The 17,578-nt window shown below is 65.5% G+C and carries 13 protein-coding genes and 2 pseudogenes; 13 read left to right on the forward strand and 2 right to left on the reverse strand.

Annotation, left to right across the window (positions count from 1 at the left end; translation table 11 throughout):
• Positions 1-149 precede the first annotated feature (149 nt).
• Both ACFQ4G_RS18905 and ACFQ4G_RS18910 read right to left on the reverse strand, forming a co-directional pair.
• Positions 150-1,253: pseudogene (locus ACFQ4G_RS18905) on the reverse strand (IS5 family transposase).
• Between the two features lie 670 nt (positions 1,254-1,923).
• Positions 1,924-2,448: pseudogene (locus tag ACFQ4G_RS18910) on the reverse strand (hypothetical protein).
• A 1,462-nt stretch (positions 2,449-3,910) separates the two neighbouring features.
• Between ACFQ4G_RS18910 and ACFQ4G_RS18915 the strand changes: the two are divergent.
• The 13 genes from ACFQ4G_RS18915 to ACFQ4G_RS18975 all read left to right on the forward strand — a co-directional run bounded on the left by ACFQ4G_RS18915 (position 3,911) and on the right by ACFQ4G_RS18975 (position 17,483).
• Positions 3,911-5,965, forward strand: a complete 2,055-nt coding sequence (locus tag ACFQ4G_RS18915) for a hypothetical protein (protein WP_238209126.1) — start codon at positions 3,911-3,913, stop codon at positions 5,963-5,965.
• A gap of 318 nt (positions 5,966-6,283) precedes the next feature.
• Positions 6,284-8,563, forward strand: a complete 2,280-nt coding sequence (gene gspD, locus ACFQ4G_RS18920) for a type II secretion system secretin GspD (RefSeq protein ID WP_238209125.1) — start codon at positions 6,284-6,286, stop codon at positions 8,561-8,563.
• Entirely contained in the window at positions 8,560-9,159 is a 600-nt protein-coding gene (locus ACFQ4G_RS18925; protein WP_238209124.1) for a prepilin peptidase, read from the forward strand. Before gspD ends, ACFQ4G_RS18925 begins: the two co-directional genes overlap by 4 nt.
• On the forward strand, positions 9,159-10,373 hold the full coding sequence (locus tag ACFQ4G_RS18930; protein ID WP_238209123.1) for a type II secretion system F family protein: 1,215 nt from the start codon (positions 9,159-9,161) through the stop codon (positions 10,371-10,373). The genes ACFQ4G_RS18925 and ACFQ4G_RS18930 overlap by 1 nt, the downstream gene beginning before the upstream one ends.
• Before the next feature lie 9 nt (positions 10,374-10,382).
• The gene (gspG, locus tag ACFQ4G_RS18935; protein ID WP_238209122.1) at positions 10,383-10,826 is read left to right on the forward strand and encodes a type II secretion system major pseudopilin GspG; all 444 of its coding nucleotides are present in this window, start codon (positions 10,383-10,385) and stop codon (positions 10,824-10,826) included.
• A 6-nt stretch (positions 10,827-10,832) separates the two neighbouring features.
• A complete protein-coding gene (locus ACFQ4G_RS18940; RefSeq protein ID WP_238209121.1) occupies positions 10,833-11,297 on the forward strand; it encodes a prepilin-type N-terminal cleavage/methylation domain-containing protein in 465 nt (154 codons plus the stop codon).
• Positions 11,287-11,805, forward strand: a complete 519-nt coding sequence (locus ACFQ4G_RS18945) for a type IV pilus modification PilV family protein (protein WP_238209120.1) — start codon at positions 11,287-11,289, stop codon at positions 11,803-11,805. The genes ACFQ4G_RS18940 and ACFQ4G_RS18945 overlap by 11 nt, the downstream gene beginning before the upstream one ends.
• Positions 11,802-12,566 (forward strand): hypothetical protein, encoded by a 765-nt coding sequence (locus ACFQ4G_RS18950; protein ID WP_238209119.1) that lies wholly within the window; start codon positions 11,802-11,804, stop codon positions 12,564-12,566. Before ACFQ4G_RS18945 ends, ACFQ4G_RS18950 begins: the two co-directional genes overlap by 4 nt.
• A complete protein-coding gene (locus tag ACFQ4G_RS18955) occupies positions 12,563-13,435 on the forward strand; it encodes a type II secretion system minor pseudopilin (RefSeq protein WP_238209118.1) in 873 nt (290 codons plus the stop codon). Before ACFQ4G_RS18950 ends, ACFQ4G_RS18955 begins: the two co-directional genes overlap by 4 nt.
• Positions 13,432-15,180: a GspE/PulE family protein gene (locus ACFQ4G_RS18960; protein WP_238209117.1), complete on the forward strand. Its 1,749-nt coding sequence runs from the start codon at positions 13,432-13,434 to the stop codon at positions 15,178-15,180. The genes ACFQ4G_RS18955 and ACFQ4G_RS18960 overlap by 4 nt, the downstream gene beginning before the upstream one ends.
• Complete coding sequence (locus tag ACFQ4G_RS18965; protein WP_238209116.1) at positions 15,167-16,246, forward strand: PilN domain-containing protein; 1,080 nt, start codon at positions 15,167-15,169, stop codon at positions 16,244-16,246. The genes ACFQ4G_RS18960 and ACFQ4G_RS18965 overlap by 14 nt, the downstream gene beginning before the upstream one ends.
• Entirely contained in the window at positions 16,243-16,806 is a 564-nt protein-coding gene (gspM, locus tag ACFQ4G_RS18970; RefSeq protein WP_238209115.1) for a type II secretion system protein GspM, read from the forward strand. The genes ACFQ4G_RS18965 and gspM overlap by 4 nt, the downstream gene beginning before the upstream one ends.
• A 317-nt stretch (positions 16,807-17,123) precedes the next feature.
• Positions 17,124-17,483: a hypothetical protein gene (locus ACFQ4G_RS18975; protein WP_238209114.1), complete on the forward strand. Its 360-nt coding sequence runs from the start codon at positions 17,124-17,126 to the stop codon at positions 17,481-17,483.
• The last annotated feature ends 95 nt before the right edge of the window (positions 17,484-17,578 follow it).

Raw genomic sequence — 17,578 nt, forward strand, 5'->3', positions numbered from 1 at the left:
CTAGCAGGCCGCTGAAGAAGTCTGGTTTGGCGCCCGTCATGGACGATGTTCGCTGCCTTTGCAGCGACCGGCGCCTTCGAGGGGGTTAGGTTCGTCACCGTCGGCGGCCCCTCCGTTTCCAGAGGTGGGCCCGGCCCCGGGCTTTCCCCTCATCCCGCCGCTTTGGCCAGTAGCCTGGGCAGGCGCACGAGGTTGTAGGCGACGGCCGCGAAGGCGAAGACCGCCTCGACCTTGAGCTTCGACCGGACCTTCACCTTGGCCAACACCGCCTGGACCTTGATCCAGCTGAAGACCTCCTCCACGCGCTTGCGGCAGCGCCAAGCTGATCGCGTAGCCGGGATGGTGCGTGGTGCGACCACCGATGGCCGTTTTGCGCGGCTTGCCGGATTTGAACACCGCCCCGTTGATGGCGATGTGGGGCGTGACGCGGCGCGCCCGCAGGTCGCCGACGAAGGCCCGGACATCGTAGGCCTTGTCCACCCCCAGGGTGATCCGATGCCGGCGCGGGCGCCGGTCGAGCATCGTCGGCGTCGCCTCGCTCTCGGCGGTCCCGGTGGCATGGGTCAGCGTCGCGTCCACCACGAGCCCGTTGCGGTTCTCCATCAGGGCATGGCCCATGAAGCACAGCCGGCTCTCCTGGCCGGCTCTCCTGCGATAGAGCCGGGCATCCGGATCGGTGGTCGAGGCATGGGTCTCGTTCGAGCGCGTCTCCTTGCGGAAGTCGCCTTCGCCGTTGCGGCCCGGTCCCGGCGGCTCGCCCGAGCCGTCCTTGGGCCGGAAGCTCTTCATGCTCACCCAGGCCTCGACCAGCGTGCCGTCGACGGAAAAGTGGTCGCTCGACAGGAGCCGCTTGACGGGCTTCAGGGCCATCAGGCCCGACAGGAAGGCGCGGGCGACATCCGCCTCCAGCAGCCGGTCGCGGTTGTGCGTGAACACCGTCGGATGCCAGACGGCGGCGTCCATCTCCAACCCGACGAACCACCGGAAAAGCAGATTGTCGTCGATCTGCTCCATCAGCATCCGCTCGGACCGCACAGAGAAGAAGGCCTGCAGCAGCGTCGCCCGCAGCAACATCTCCGGCGGGATCGAGGGCCGCCCCATCCCCGAATACAGCGCCTCGAAAGCCCGCTCAGTCCGGCCAGGACCTCGTCCGCCAGCGCCCGGATCGGCCGCAAGAGATGATCGGCCGGAACGCATTCCTCCAGGCGGACGTAGTTGAACAGGCTCTCCGACCGATCCTCACGCCCGCGCATCGCGCGACCCCACTCTTGCCTCGGACAGAGTGAATCATCTCCAAGACATGCCGACCGGCGACTTTTTCAGCGACCTGCCAGAGCGAATGACTGGATGAAAGCATCGGGCGTGGTGCCGCGGACCAACAGCGGCGTGTCGATTTCGATGAAGCCCTCCCCATCAAGATGGTATCGCACGGCCCGCCGTATAGCATGGCGCTGCCGGAGCGCAGTTAGGCGCTTCTGACCGCGACGGGTGGGGTGTCCGCCACCGCAGCGCGTCACCACGTTCGGACCAAGCGCCCGGCGCGGAGGCACCGATCTGCAGACCCAGACAGAGTGGATCGCTATTAACTATCCTGTAGACATCTCCAAGGCTCGGCGGTGCTTGTTGCCCGCTGATGAGATGGACTGCATCGCCGACCAGGACTGTAGCCTGCCACGTATCGACCGTCCCGCGCGTACGTCGATGATGCGTGCCACGCGATCACCCTTCCCGATCTCAGCCATGGATCCTCCGTCGGTGCGACAGCATTTGATAGACGAACGCGGCCGAGGAGGCGCTCAGTGAATACAAATCGTAACCGCCCTCCAGGCTTGCAACGAGGCGACCACCGCACAGCTCGTCCGGGGCGCTCAACATTCGCTCCGCGATCCAATCATAAGCGGAAGCGTCAAAGCATAGATGGGCCTATGGATCTGGCTTATGACTGTCAAAACCGGCGGAAAGAATTATAATCTCTGGCTGAAAGGCTCGTAGTGCCGGAATAATCTGATCCTCGACGCGATCTCGCATCACGCTTCCATCATCCCCGGCGCGTAGACGAATATTCATGACTTGACCATGCCCACTACGTTCGTCTTCCGAACCAGTGATCATATCGAAAGGTCACTCGTGTAGTGAGATCACCAGTACGAAGGGGTTGTCCCAGAATATGTTCTGTGCGCCGTTGCCGTGATGGGCTTCGAAATCAAGAATGATGATTCGGGATAAGCCATGTCGAGCTTGGGCATGTCGCGCTCCCACTGCAAGATTGTTGATAAGACAGAAGCCCAGCGCGTGGCGTATCTCCGCGTGGTGACCTGGTGGACGCACGGCACAGAACGCGTTGGCGGCTTTTCCCAGACATACCGCGTCGATGGCGGCAATCACTCCGCCAGCGGCGCGCCGGGCCGCATCGAGCGAGCGCGCCGAAACGACCGTGTCCGGGTCGATTCCACTGCCCTTCGCTCGGACACAACTCCTCTATACGCAGCAGGTAAGCGCGCTCATGGACTCGCTCCAGCGCGTTCCGATCGGCCAGGGGGGCCTGTCGCCATACGAGTTCGGAAAAGCCAAGGCTTGGAGAGCGTACAGGACCACTATAAGCCGTTGTGCTACTTCAGGATGAACTGGGCCAGGGTCATTAGCCGAGCAATCAGCGTGCGTCAATACCATTGTCGGCGGTCAGAGCAACATTTAAGACGCAATAAATGACGGTTTATCAAATAGAAAAAAAATTTATTCGAGCCAACGCTGTTCGTGCATTCTGGCTAGGATTAGAAAAAACAAATCATGATTGTAACTACAATTTGTGCGACGGCCGACAGTACTGTAGCTGGCACGCCATGTTGCGGCCATCAACGTCCTGAGAGGCACCGTGCTTGGCTGTGGGATGTCGCAGCTCCGCCATAGTCATTTTGTCCGTTTCCACACGGCAATCTTAGCGGCTCAATCGGTCGTCATGCTCGCCAACTTGAGCCTGGACAACTATGCAACTCGCCGCTCCTTCCAGAGAATTAAAGGGCCGCCCTCTGGCAATTTGTTACGGTGAAAATATTTAATACTGCCGTTGATAGATGATACTCCTGATAAGACCACTATTTTTCGTCGAGGTGATTGTCCACCGGCTATTGCGACGAGGCATTCGCGCTAGTCTAAATACACGTAGCGCTGGACGTCGGCGCCAGCGTTTCGCTGCCTCTGGCAAGTGGCAATCAGACAAAGCGACGCTCCGTAATATTAGATATTTTTGCTGTTCGGAAATACATAATATTAAATAGTATCTATATTTTTATATCTTACATAAATGACGCTACTATAAAATAATATATTGTACGTATATAGCATATAATTTGGTTACTATAAGACAACTTAAAATCAATTTTAGATATTAAAAATTTTAGCAACACTTGTTTTTACAATTTCTAATACAGTCGCATTAAACATAGGTATATGGGCGAAATTTGGGCAGCAATGCATATTATAGAGCCTTGGCTGAGCGAGATTTTGATTGATATAGCGGAGTGCATTCGCCGCGTGGCTTGTGTGAAAAGGCGGATGACAAAAGCACGAACCAGGTCGGCTTCGCCACTTCATTCATCGCATTCAATACATCGGCAGTATGTCGAAGTATTGCTTCCGAGAAATATGGAGCGCCCTTTTCGTTATCGACGTCAATAATCGCGCGATACTAGAAATCAAAAATTCGCCAGCCAGAGGGATGACTACCATCCCATCATGGTCGATGTCTTTCTCTGTCAAGTGGAGCTCACTAGTGACGTCGAAATCCCTTCTGCGATCTGCGGCTTTTGCTTTCGCGTCGATGTGTGCAAGCCTTCCTCCTGTCGCCCAGGCTGCCGATGGCCCTCTTGAGGTCATTACGGGATCCTACAAGCTTCTCGATCGGGACGAACCGTTGGTCGCCACCGACCGCAAGGTCGATCTCTGGGCCGAAATCTACAGCCCCAAGGCACTGACGGGTAAGCCGTTTCCCGTGGTGGTCTTCCTGCACGGGAACCACGGCACCTGCGGCACTTACGACAAGCAACTTCAGGTCCGCATCGATTCGGGTGTCGCCTACACCACGACGGGCATGTGCAATCCCGGCGAAGTCGTCGCGCCGAGCCATCTCGGATACGAGTATCTGGCGAAGGAACTCGCCTCCTGGGGCTACATGGTCGTCTCCATCAACGCGAACCGTGGCATCACGGCTGGAAGTGGCGCGGAAGGAGACGGCGGCCTCAATCTGATGCGGGGTCGGCTGATCCTGCGGCACCTGGCCCTGTTGTCCGATTGGAATCGTGGCACCGGCGAGATCCCGGTGCCGTCCACGCTCAAGTTCAACCCGCGTGCGACGATGGATCTCTCGCAGGTCGGCCTGATGGGTCACAGCCGCGGCGGTGAGGGGGCCCGCGCGGCGCTCCAACAGTTTCGTGACGAAGGGAGCCCATTCCCAGCCTTGACCGGCCGCATGTCGATCAAGTCGATCTTCGAGATCGCCCCCGTCGACGGTCAGACCTCGCGCGTCCTCGACGCCGACGGCGTCAACAGCATGGTCCTTCTGCCGGCCTGCGACGGTGACGTCCTCAACCTCCAGGGCATAAAGGTCTTTGACCGAGCCTTCTCGAGGACGGAGCCTGACAAATCGAAGACCTTCCACGGAACGGTCTATGTCTGGGGCGCCAATCACAACGCCTACAACACAGAGTGGCAATTGTCGGATTCGGACGGCTGTTCCGGCACCGATGCGATCTTTCAAGCGACCGGCCGCTCGAAGCCGCAGCAGGTCACAGCCGTCGAAACCTTGGTCCCTTTCTTCCGGGCTACCGTCGGCGCGCAAGCGGACAAGTCCCTGGCGGCGCAGTTCGATCCCAGCAATTCTCTGCCGTCCAACCTCGTCGACATCGCCAATGTCGATCGTGGCTACCTCCCGGCCCCGCTCGGAGACTCCGTGCAGAAGCTCGAGACCTTCTCGCAGGAAACGGGACTGAACGATGCCGGCATCCGCACCAAGATCAGGGGTGTCCAGGTCGTTCATCAGGATGCGGGTTCAACCAGTTTATGGGGGTCGGAACACCAGCCGGGAACTCGGGTCGCGACCGTGTCGTGGACGCCGGACTCGGACAAGAGCAAGATGTTTCAGATCAACTTCAAACCGGCCAAAGACATGTCCGGGTTCAAGACCCTGTCGTTCCGCACCGCATTGCGCTGCTTTAGCGAGATCTGCGACTTTCCCGCATCGGCGGATGGTGAACTCCCCTACGGCGTGCGGCTGATCGATGGGAATGGCGAGTCTTCGAAAGCCTATCTCACCGGCCGGGACGTGCGCATCAGCCGGCCGGTCGGACTGCCGGAAGCGAGATATCCCCAACCGCCTGGGCCGGATTTCGTCATCCCACCCTACCTTCACTCGACGCTGTTCACGATCCAGATTCCTCTCTCCGCCTTAAGCGGAGTGGATCTCAGCCGGATCACGGGGCTGCGCTTCATTTTCCATGGCCAGGAGAGCGGCACTGTCGACATCGCCGATATCCTGCTGTTGAAATCCGAGCCCGTGGTGGATCCCAACCCGAAGGTCGCATCGAAAGCCCCGGCGAGCATGATGGCCTCCGCCAGAATTCAACTGGCATCCATGACCCAATACGATCCCGCCGCTGACGCCAACACGCTGAAGATCGTCCGCAAGCCCCCCGCGGTCCGGCCGGCCGGTACCACTGCGAGGGCGGCCCCTGCTCCGGTCATGGTCGACGTCGTCCTGACCTCGAAGCGCCACTTCCCCGTCACTAATTCCTTCCCGCGGCTGAAGGTGGGCGACAAGATCGTCGAGGGCGGCACGATCGGGCCGGACGGCAAGACCATGACGATCAGCGTTCCCGAGGCGACCTACAACGCGCTCCCGGCCGGCGCCGACGTCACGCTCTCCGTCCTGGCGAGTTCGGCCCCGTGGAGGTTCGGTCCGCTGCCGAAGTAACGCGACAGCGGCATCCTGCAGGCAGCTGCGGATCAAATGAGAACTGGTGGTATTCGTGGCATAAAGTCACGAATACCGACTTTAATTACGATTTTTCTAAATTTTATCAGTAGCAGATTCCATCCTTCAATAAAGACACGGCGATGTGGTCGTGCCATGGCCGAGTTGGCGCGTGAATTGCCCTGCATGTTGGCAAAAGCAGCGCCAATTCGAAGCATGACCCCTGTTCGCGGGCGGTATCGTGCTGAACAGCCGGCGAGCTTCTGGAAGGATTGTTGTGTGCGTCTGACGACACTTGCTTCAGTCGGAATTTTGGCGATGGCTCTGTCCGGCTGCGTCGCCTCCGACGGCCTCGACCCCTCACATGCCGGCATCTCACAGGCCGGCCCTTCGGATGCGAGTCTCGTGGACCTGACCGCCAGACGGTCGCGAGAGGTCTCTATGGGCAAGCCGCCATCGGGGGCTTTGCTGGCATCGAGCCGCGAAACGGCACGCACCGTCAATTTCGGGTCGGAGATGGCCGAGGCGGAGATCGGAGGACGTCCCACGTCGACGGCTCAGGGGGAGGACAACCCATTCAAGACGGTCGCCCTGCGTAACGCCGCCGAGAACCAACCGGCCGCCGGCCGCTACGTGATGAATTTCGAGGATGCCGACATCAAGGAGGTGCTCCAGTCGGTTCTCGGCACCATGCTCGGTGTCACCTATACGGTGGCACCGAACGTCAGCGGCCGCATCACCCTGTCGTCGACGACCCAGTTGACGCGGATCGAGGTGCTGTCGACCCTCGAGACGGTTCTCGCCGCCCAGAACATCGCCCTCACCAAGATCGGGTCGACCTATCGGGTCGCGCCCATGGCCGTCGGCGGGGGCGTCATGGACGGGGGCGAGGCGATGCCGGGCAACGGCGTCTCCGTGGTACCCTTGCGCTTCACCTCGGCGGCGACCATGACCAAGCTCCTCTCCGGCTTCATCGCGGAGACGGACGGGCTGCGCATCGATCCGGGCCGCAACGCGATCCTTGTCCGGGGACCCGCTCCCAACCGCGAAGAGGCGGTGCGCGCCATCGAATCCTTCGACACGGACTGGATGCAGAACCAGTCGGTGAGCCTCTTCGAGGTCCGGCGAGCCCGTGTCGACGCCGTCGTGGCGGAGCTGACGCGGATCTTCGACAACGAGAACAACAACGGCAGCGGTTCAGGGCTGATACAGTTCAAGTCGATCTCGCGGATGCGGGCCATCCTGGCCATATCGAAGAACCCGGCCCTGATCCGCCGCGCCGAGACCTGGATCCGACGGCTGGACCAGGAGAGCGACCGGGCAGCGGACAACGTCTTCGTCTATCGCCCACGCCACCGCGACGCCAAGGAGCTGGCCCGCCTCGTCAACAGCCTGTTCAAGAACGGCGGCACTGGCTCGTCCGACTCGCCCGGAGCAATGGGCCTCGGCGGGGGCCTGTCCACCACGCCTTTCGGCAGCGGGTCGCAGGATGGCGGAGGCCGGGGAAGCGAGGGCGGTTCCCTGAATCCGGGGGGAGCGCAGTCCTCGCTGGCTCAGCCGGTGAGTGCCACGCGCTCGGGCGGGTTCCGCACTGCCCCGGCTTCGGCCGAGGCCTTCACCCCTGATCCCGTGCAGAACGAGGGCGAATCCGGCCGCGGCGGTCAGAGCCGCCGGCTCGCCCTGTCGGTGAATGCCGACCCCGCCAACAACACCGTCGTCTCCTATACCGACGGAGAGACCTACCAGAAGATCCTCGCCGTCATGCGCAGCCTCGACGTCGCCCCGGTCCAGGTAGCGATCAACGTGATCATCGCCGAAGTGCAGCTCAACGACGCCCTCAAATACGGCATCCAGTTCTACCTGCGCAGCAACAGGATGGGGCTGGGCGCGAACAAGGGTTCCATCGGTCTCGGCGACACCGCCGAGCAGATTCTGAAGAGCAAGCTGCCCGGCTTCAATTTCGTCGGCGGCGGCAACAGCCCCGACGTGGTGATCTCGGCCCTCGACAGCATCTCCAAGGTCCAGGTGCTGTCCTCGCCCTCTCTCGTCGTGATGGAGAACAAGCCGGCGGTCCTCCAGGTCGGCGATCAGGTGCCGATCACCACGCGACAGGGGCAGAGTGTGGTCAACGTCGATGCGCCCGTCCTGAACCAGGTCGAGTTCAAGGATACCGGCATCATCCTGAAGCTGATTCCCCGCGTGGGGCAGAGCGACACCGTCACCCTGGACGTGGAACAGGAGATCTCCAACGTCTCCAAGGGCGAGGATACGCTCACGCCGACGATCTCGCGGCGCAGGGTGTCGAGTTCGCTGACGATCAACAACGGCCAGACCGTACTCCTGGCCGGCATGATCAGCGAGAGCCGTCACGCGGTGAAGGACGGCATCCCCTATCTCGCCCGCACGCTGATCGGCGACCTGTTCGGCTCCACCGACAAGGGCTTCGACCGCAAGGAGCTCGTCATGTTCATCCGCCCGGTCGTGGTGCGCAACGGCGAGGATGCGACGTCGGTGGCCGAGGAATTCCGCTCACGCCTGAAGTTTTCCGGCAGGCCGAGGGCCGATGCCTCCGCCCGGGCGGCAATCTACAAGCAATGATCGCGCGGAGCCTCGTCCCGCATCCCGATCGGGCGGCCGTCGGCATCAGTCTCGTCGCGGCCGCCCTGCTCGCGGCCCTTCCTGCGGAGAGCCTGCCACGGCTCCTCGCCGCCATGCTGATCACCGTCCTCGTCGGTTGGATCATCTGGCAGGACGCCGTGACCTTCACGATCCCGGACGGCGCCGTCGCCGGCATCGTGATGGTGGGGGCGGCCCTGCGCCTCGGCGAAGGCCTCGAGGCCCTGCACGATCCCCGGCTCGTCATCGCGGGCCTGACCGTGGACGCCGTATTCTGCGCCGGAACCCTGCTCCTCCTGCGGGAGCTCTTCTACCGCCGGCGCGGCTACGACGGGCTGGGTTTCGGCGACGTCAAGCTCGCCTCGGCGGGAGGCGTCCTCGCGGGCGTCCAGGGTTTCGCATGGGCGACCTTCGGCGCCTGCGCCCTGGCACTGGCGTTCGTCCTCGTCCGCAGGGTCGCGGGGCGGCCGATGGGCGCGCGGGACCGCATCGCCCTGGGCGCCTTCCTGGCGCCCGCGATCCTTCTGGTCTGGGCGCTGGGCCGGATGGTCCCGTCCCTCGACGCGACGGGGTTCTGATGCCGAGCTTCACCTATCGGGCGATCGATCCGGGCGGACGCATCCATTCCGGCGTCATGGATGCTGGGTCGCAGGCGGAGATCCTGGAAGAACTCGACCGTGCGGGTCTCGTGCCGATCGCTGCCCTCGCCGCCGCGGGGGGACGTGCCCGTCGGGACTGGCGCCAGTGGCTGACGCCGGAGCCGCGCAGCGAGGAGGTGACGGCCCTCACCCTCGACATCGTCATGCTGCTCAAGGGTGGCGTCACCCTGAGCCAGTCCCTGCTGCTGCTGACGCAGATGGGCGCGGGACGCTGGCAGAAGCACGTGCTGCGCGATGTCCATGCGGCGCTCGCCAGCGGCAACAGCCTCTCGCAGGCCCTGTCCGAGCATCCGCGCCTCTTTCCGCCGATCTACGTCAAGATGGTGGAGGTCGCCGAGGCCACCGGCCGCCTGGAGCAGGCCCTGACCAACCTCGCCGAGGAACGCCAGCGCACCGAGCGCCTGCGCAAGCGACTGGTGGGAGCGATCAGCTATCCGGTCTTCCTCATCTTCGCCGCCATGAGTGCGATGATCTTCATCTTCGTCTACGTGATCCCGCAATTCGAGACCGCGCTGGAAGGCTTCAAGGACAAGCTCGACCCGTCCGCCCTCCTCGTCTTCGATGCCTCCGCGTTCCTGCGCCACAACGGCGAGGTCATCCTCATCACCATGGCCGCCCTGGTGCTCGGCCTGTTCATGGTGAGCCGCGTCACCGCCGGGCATCGCCTCGGCCTGCGTCTGGCCTTCCGGGTGCCGGTGCTGCGTACCCTCTTCCTCTATGAAGGGACCCTCACCTTCTGCCGGACGCTCGCGGTGCTGGTCTCGAACGGTATCGATATCTCCACCACCCTGCGTCTGCTGCGCGACGTCGTCCGGCTCCCGACCCTGTCCCGCGAGATCGACGCCGTCATCGCCGACGTCCGCAAGGGCCAGCGGCTCTCGCACTCCCTCGCGACGCGGGGCGTCCTGCCTGCCCATGTCGTCCAGGTTCTTCGCGTTGGCGAGGAGGCCGGCGATCTCGCCGACAGCGCCCGTCGTGTGGCGGGTTTCTACGAGATGCGCCTCGACGCCGCCCTGGGACGCGCCATCGCCATCATCGGCCCCGCCACGATGATGGTCGTCAGCGTGATGATCGCCTGGCTCATCATCTCGGTGATGACGGCACTGATGAGCGTCAACGATCTCCTGAAATGAGAGGCCCGGATGTTCCCGAAGACGATCCCGAACGGACCGAGCGACAATCGTGGCCAGCGCGACCGCAGCGGCGGATTCACCCTGGTCGAGCTTCTCGTCGTGCTCGTGATCATGGGGCTGGTGATGGGCCTCGCCGGCCCTAGGGTGCTGGGCTACCTCGGCAGCTCGCGCGAGAAGGCGGCCAAGCTCCAGGTCGAGGCCTTCTCCGCCGCCCTCGACCTCTACTATCTCGATTTCGGCCGCTACCCCACCGCCAACGAGGGCTTGACCGCCCTGGTGACGCGACCGGCCGGCGCCGACCGCTGGGCGGGGCCCTACCTCAAGCAGCCGACACTGCCGGCTGATCCGTGGGGCAGGCCCTACGAGTATCGCGTGCCGGGCAAGAACGCCCCGTATGCCATCGTCTCCCTCGGTCCGAACGGCCGTGGAGCCGATGCCGTGAAGGAGGAATGAGCCGCCATGGCTTGCCTGCCACCTCTGCCACTCCTGCGACGTGGCGGCTCCGAGACCCGGCGGGCGGGGTTCACGCTCATCGAGACCATCGCGGCGCTCCTGCTCGTGAGCCTGCTCGCGGGGCTGTCGCTCCCGTTCCTGCGTGGCGGACCGGGACCGGCGGCGCTTCGGGCCGGCGCCTACCAAGTCTCGGCGCTCCTGCGCGGCGACCGCAACGCCGCCTTCTCGTCAGGGCGCGCGAGCGCGACCCTGGTCGATCCCCGCGCCGGGATCGTCCGCTCGGAACGGGGCGGCGCCGGCTTCTCCGCCGGGCCGGGCATGCGCCTCGACCTCAGGGCCTCCCTGCCCGACGCTATCCGGTTCTATCCCGACGGCCGATCGTCCGGGGGCGATGTCACCCTGTCCGCCGCCGGACGCCGTATCGACCTGCGGGTGAGCCGCGACACGGGAGCGATCGTCCTTGTTCATTGATCGCGCTCTGCCGAATGCGCGACGCCGCGCGGGTTCCGGTGCCGGCTTCACCCTCGTCGAGGCGCTCGTCGCTCTCACGGTTCTGGCCGCCGTCTCTCCGGCCCTGTTCCGCATGGCGGTGATGCTGCGGGCCGGGACCGAGGCGATCGACGATCGCACCCGCAGCGAGATCGTCGCCCGGTCCCTGCTGGATACCGTGCTGGGTCGGTGCGATACGGCGCAGTCCAGCCTGTCCGGCAGCACCGACGGACGGCGCTGGAGCGTGGAGGCCCGCCTCCTCGACGGCGAGGTGCGGCGTGTCCTCGCCGGAACCGGGCGACGTTCCGGCACCGACCGGAAGCCCGGCCAGGACGAGCCGCCCAAGGCGGAGGCCACGTCGGGGCAGCCCGACCGGAAGGCCGACGAGGATCTGCCCTGGATGCCCGTGAGCGTCACCATTCGCGTGGAGACCATGGGCCGGCCTCTTCGGATCGAGACCGTAATCCTTGCCCGGAAAGCCGCGTCGTGAGCGGGCCGAGCATCGCCCGCAAGCGGCTTCACGGGTGCGAGGGCTCGCTTCTCGTCGAGGCGCTGACGACGATCGCACTCAGTGCCCTCGTGCTCTCCGGCCTCGTCGCGACGTCGGGGCTGTTCCTGCGCGTCCTCGACCGCAGCGTGGCCCATGCCCATGACGTGGAATCCCTCGACCGGGCCATGACCGCGATCGGGCGCGACCTGCGCCGACTGGCACGGGCACGCTGGGATGGTCCGGGACCACAGTCTTTCGTCTTCGAGGGGCATCCGACGCGGCTCGTCTTCGCCCGGGCGGGGACGGACATGCGCGGCGACCATACGGTCCCTGGCGAGCGCGTCGTGTCCATCTCCAGCCAGGCGAGCCCGCAGGGCGGGCGCATCCTCAGGAGCGAGGCGCCGCTGCGTCCCGGCATGAACGGGCCCGAGAGCCTCGTCTTCGGAAGCGGGCAGGACCTGCATTCCGGGCGCACCCGTCTGCGCTTCGCCTATCTCGCGCCGTCGCGACAGGGGCGCGCTCTCCCGCTGCCGCAGACGGCTTGGCCGAGCGGTCCCCTCCTTCCCGAGGTGGTCCTGATGGAGATGATCGATCCCGAAACCGGCCGCGTCGTCCTGTCCGCCCGCACGCGGCTGATGGTCGACAGCGACATCGGCTGCCTGCAGGGCGGTCAGGGTCCCTGCGGTTTACCCGACCGGCAGGACAAGGGCGAGACCGCCGCCATCGCGCCCCGGCCCTCCCCCGAGGAGAGCCGGTTATGATGCGGTCTTCGGATCGCCAGGGTTTCGTCCTGGTGGCGGTGATCGGCATCCTCACCCTCATCGCCGCGCTGACCGGCGGCGCCCTTCTCGCCCTGCGCTCCTCGGTGGAAAGCGTCGCCCTGGCCGACGAGGACGTGGCGCTGACGGGACTGGTCCACGCCGGGATCGCCCTGACGGCCTACCGGCTGTTGCTGGAGCAACAGCCCGCCGAAGAGTTGAACGGCCAGAGCCTGCCGCTCCCGGGCGGGCGGTTCGTCGCCTCGGTCCGCGACGAGGCCGGCCTCGTGGACCTCAACGGGTCCCCGCCCGATCTTCTCGCCTCCGTCTACCGGGCGAGCGGTGCCTCCGGCATGGCACCGGACACCTTTGCTGCCCGCCTCGTCGCCTGGCGCGAGGAGTCCAGGCCGACGGAAGCGCCGAGGAGGCCGGGCAGGACGGAAGCCGGGCGCGGCGGCAAGCGGCCGGTTTCGGGCCGCCCCCTGCGGTCCCTCGACGAGGCGGCCACCCTCCTCGGTTTGAGCCAGCGCGATGTCCGGGCTCTCGCTCCCCTCGTGACCGTCTACAATCCGGACGGCAGGGTGAACGTCCTGAGCGCGAACCGCGCCGTTCTCGAAGCCCTGCCCGGTCTCAGCCGGCCGTCGCTGGAAGACATCCTCGCGCAGCGCAGAGCCCCGACGCCGGAGACCGTATCTGCCCTGAAGGCCTCCCTCGGCGCCTTGGGGGACAGCATCAAGACGGAGCCCGGGCCGGCCTATCGCGTAGCGGTCACCGCCCGCGGGCACAATGCCCGCGCCAAGAGCGTGAGCGCGGTGATCGCCTCCGCGAACGCCGAATTGGCGCCCTTCCACGTCCTGGAATGGTCGGAATGACGAACGCTCGGGAGACCGCCGCCGTGCCGGCCGAACCTTCGTCCATGAAGCGCGGCGCGCCTTCCGGCGACATCCTCGATTTCCTGCGCGGCCGGGGCGTGGCGGTCCCGCCGGCCGCCAGCGGTGGGCGGCGCGAACTCGGCGGCGAGGGCGGCCTGCTTGAAAGCCTCTGGCGCGGCGGTCATGTGGGTGCGGCCGAGCTCGCCGCGCAACTGGCCGTCTTCTACGGGCTTCCCCTCGCCCGGCCAGGCGAAGTGGCGGCGGGGGCGGTCATCGGCAGCGACCTCTCCCTCCGCTTCCTGCGCGAGACCTTCATCCTGCCCTATGCCGGCGAGGACGGTCTGTGCCTGGCCGTGGCAGATCCCGGGGCCGGCGAGGAGATCGACGCGGTAAGGCTCGCCCTACCCGGGGCCGACGCGCTGACGATCCTGCCCTTCGACGCCTTCGACCGCCTTTTCTCGGACATCGGCAAGGAAGAGCGCGAGGGACCGACCGCCGGCGCCGACGGATCGGACACCGCTCTCGAGGGCCTCGACCTCGCGCTGGGGGACGACCCCGAGGCGCTGCAGGATCTGGCGCGCGGCGCCCCCATCGTCCGCGCGGTGGATCAGGTGCTGGAGCGAGCGCTGGAAGCGGGCGCCACCGACATCCATTTCGAGACCGGGCGCGAGGCGCTGCGCATCCGCCTGCGCGTGGATGGGATCCTGCGCCTCGACCAGTCGCTCCCCAAGCGCCTCGCCCCGGCGGTGATCTCCCGCATCAAGATCCTGGCGGGCCTCGACATCGCCGAGCGGCGTCTGCCGCAGGACGGGCGCGCCAACATCCGTATCGGCCATGTGGAGGCGGATCTGCGTATCGCCGTGATGCCGACCCTCTATGGCGAGACGGCGGTGGCGCGCATTCTGCTCAAGGATGCGCGGCTCTTGGATTTCGCCCGTATCGGGATGGATGCGGTCAACCGGACGGCCTTCGAGCGCCTGCTCGCCGAGCCCCACGGGATCATCATCGTCACGGGGCCGACGGGAAGCGGAAAGACCACCACCCTGGCGACGGCGGTGTCGCTGCTCAACGATCCCGCCCGCAAGATCGTCACGGTGGAGGACCCGATCGAGTACCAGATCGCCGGCATCCACCAGACCCAGATCAAGCCCTCCATCGGCCTCGGCTTCGCCCAGGCCCTGCGCGCCTTCCTGCGTCACGATCCCGACGTGATGATGGTGGGCGAGATGCGCGACGGCGAGACCGCGAGCATCGGAATTCAGGCCGCGCTCACCGGCCACCTCGTGCTGACGACGCTCCACACCAATTCGGCCACCGACGCGGTGGTCCGCCTCGCCGACATGGGCGTCGAGCCCTACCTCATCGCAGCGAGCCTGCGCGGCGTCCTCGGCCAGCGCCTCGTCCGGCGCCTGTGCGAGCGCTGCCGCAGGCCGGCTCCCGAACGCACCGCCGAGGTGCGTGACCTGTGCCGCACCCGCGGGCTGTCCGTGCCGGAGCATGCCGACTACCACCGCGCGGTCGGATGTCCCACCTGCAGCGGCAGCGGCTTCCAGGGCCGGGTCGGCGTCTTCGAGGTCTTCGCGGCAACCCCGGAGATCCGGGTGCTGATCCGCGAGCGTCCAGACCCGCAGCGCCTCGTGGCGGCCGCTCGCCTCGACGGGATGACCACCATGCTGGAGGACGGCCTGCTCAAGGCCGCTCAGGGCTTCACCTGTATCGACGAGGTGTTCCGTGCAGTGGGCTGAGAATGAGGCCGTCGGACGCCTGTGGCAGGTACTCTCACCCTTGCGACGGGTCTTCGCGTCCCTGCTCGACAGTTTCGTCGCCCTGGTTAAACCCCTCTGCGCCCGCTGGATGCCGACCCGGCGGCTCGTCTTCCTCTTCGACGGCGCCGGCGATCTGCAGGTTCACCGGGTCTCGGGTGAGTCTGTCTCCGATCTCGGCCCCCTCACTGCCCTGAACGCCTCTTCCCGTTCCGAGATCGCCACTTCGTCCTGGTCAGCGGTCGAGCTTCACCTTCCGCCGGAGATGCTGCTGCGACGGAGCCTGAAACTGCCGGCGACCGCCCGCCTCTACCTGGGCCCGATCCTGGCGCACCGCCTGGAACGCCTCACGCCGTGGCGGCCGGACCGTATCCTCTACGGCTATCGCGTCGTCAGCGAGGATGCCGAGGCGATCGGCATCGAGTTCGCCGCTATGCCCAGACATGTCGCCGCCGGCCCCCGGGCCGCCATCGAAGCCCTCGGCCTCACCCTGACCGGGCTGGGGCCGCGACCGGCCGAGACCGGGCGGTCCCTACTCATCGACCTGGGAAGCGGCGGCGTCCCGTCCTCGCCTCACCGACTGCGTCGGCAGGTCCTGCTGGCCTGGGGTGGCGTCACGGCAAGCCTCGCCGCCGTCGCCATCGGCAGCCTGATCTGGGCATCCATGGTCGAGGCGCGCTCCGAGGACGTGTCTCTCGATCTGGCGAAAGTCCGCAGAACGCTGCGCGGCATGGTGGGGCGGGCGGGCGCCCCGGAGGCGATGATCCACGCAGGCAAGACGCCGGAAACCTCCGCGATGCTCCTGATCGACCGGGTAGCCGGGACGTTGCCGGACGACAGCCATCTGCGCGAGTTGCAGATCGGTCCCCGGACGATCAGGCTGGTCGGCCAGTCACGCGATGCCGGCAACCTGATCGGCATCCTCGAGGCATCGGGACTGACGAACGTGCGCTTCTCCGCGCCCGTGACGCGCGAGGAGGACGGCATCGACAGTTTCGAGATCGTCGCGGATCGGGGGGCGGCATCCGTGCCGGAGGCACGGCCATGAGCAACGCCCTGTCGCGCGGGCTCGACCGGCCCGACATCCGGCGGGCCGCGGCGCTCCTCGTCTTCCTCGGCCTTCCGGTCCTGCTCGGTGCCGTTGCCGTGACGGCTCTGGTGCAGGCCATCGGCCAGACGGGGGAGATCACGGCCAAGGAGGACATCCTGGCTCAGATGCGGACGCAGATTGAGGTGCGCCTGTCGGGCCGGTCGACCCTGCGGGACGTCACGCCGGTCTACCTGGCGAGCCCAAGCGCCAGCCTGGCACGGGCGGAGCTCCTGAGCCTTCTCGGCCGACTCATCGATGCGGCGGATGGCCGGCTCGTCGAGACCCAGATGGTGTCCGATCAGGGCGCCGAGTCGTCCGGGCGCATCGCGCTCCAGACCATCCTCGATATCGACAACGATGGCCTCGCCGATCTGCTGCACGCGATCGAGACCGGGCTTCCGCTGCTGAGCGTCCACGAGGTGACCATGACGCGGGCGCCGCGTGGGGAGCGGTCCGGGCCGACGCTGCTGCGCGTCACCCTCGTGGTCCATGGCTACTGGCGGACGAAGCCCGCATGATCCGCGGAAAGCGACACCGCGCGCGGCCGCGTCTGCGAGCGACCCTGATGGCTTCCTGTCTTGCCGGTTGTCTCATCGGTCTCTCCCGTATCCCGGCATGGGCCGAGCCGTCGGAGCCGGCCGCGCAGGACCACGCTGTGCAGGACCACACTGCTGTGCAGGACCACGCTGGGCATGCCCCCTCCGCCCGCGACCCCGCCATCAACCCGCTGCGGTCCATCGACCCGCGATCGCTCACGGCCTTTCGGGACAGGCCTCTGTTCGAGACGTCCCGCCGACGCTTCGTCGCCCCCCGCCCAGCGCCGGAAGCGGTGCCGGTGGCGCGGATTCCGGTCGCCCTTCCCCCCTCGCCCGCACCGAACCTGCGCTTGCTGGGACTTATCCGGATCGATGACACCGACCTCGCCATCGTGCGCGATCTCGGCGACCGGAAGGTCCACCGTCTGCGCACCGGCGACGTCTTCCAAGACTGGACGGTCACCATCGTCTCGCGTGCGGCGATCGAACTTTCGCGGGACGAGGACAGGCAGGAACTGCGCATGTTCTCGTCCCGCGGCGATCAGAAAAGGAATGACGCCGACGAACCCCAGGACGACGCGCCGTCCCCGGTCAAAGTCCCGGAATTGACGATGGAGATGTTCAAACAAAGATTCCCGCAACGCGGGCCAACGCCATGACTAAGTAATCAAGAAATTATCTCAATAATATATAACTACTAACCTATTTATATTATTGAGATACATTTCATTAGTATTTTAAAAGAAAAATATAT

This window comes from Methylobacterium marchantiae, assembly GCF_042679825.1.
In the GTDB taxonomy this organism is placed as follows: domain Bacteria; phylum Pseudomonadota; class Alphaproteobacteria; order Rhizobiales; family Beijerinckiaceae; genus Methylobacterium; species Methylobacterium marchantiae.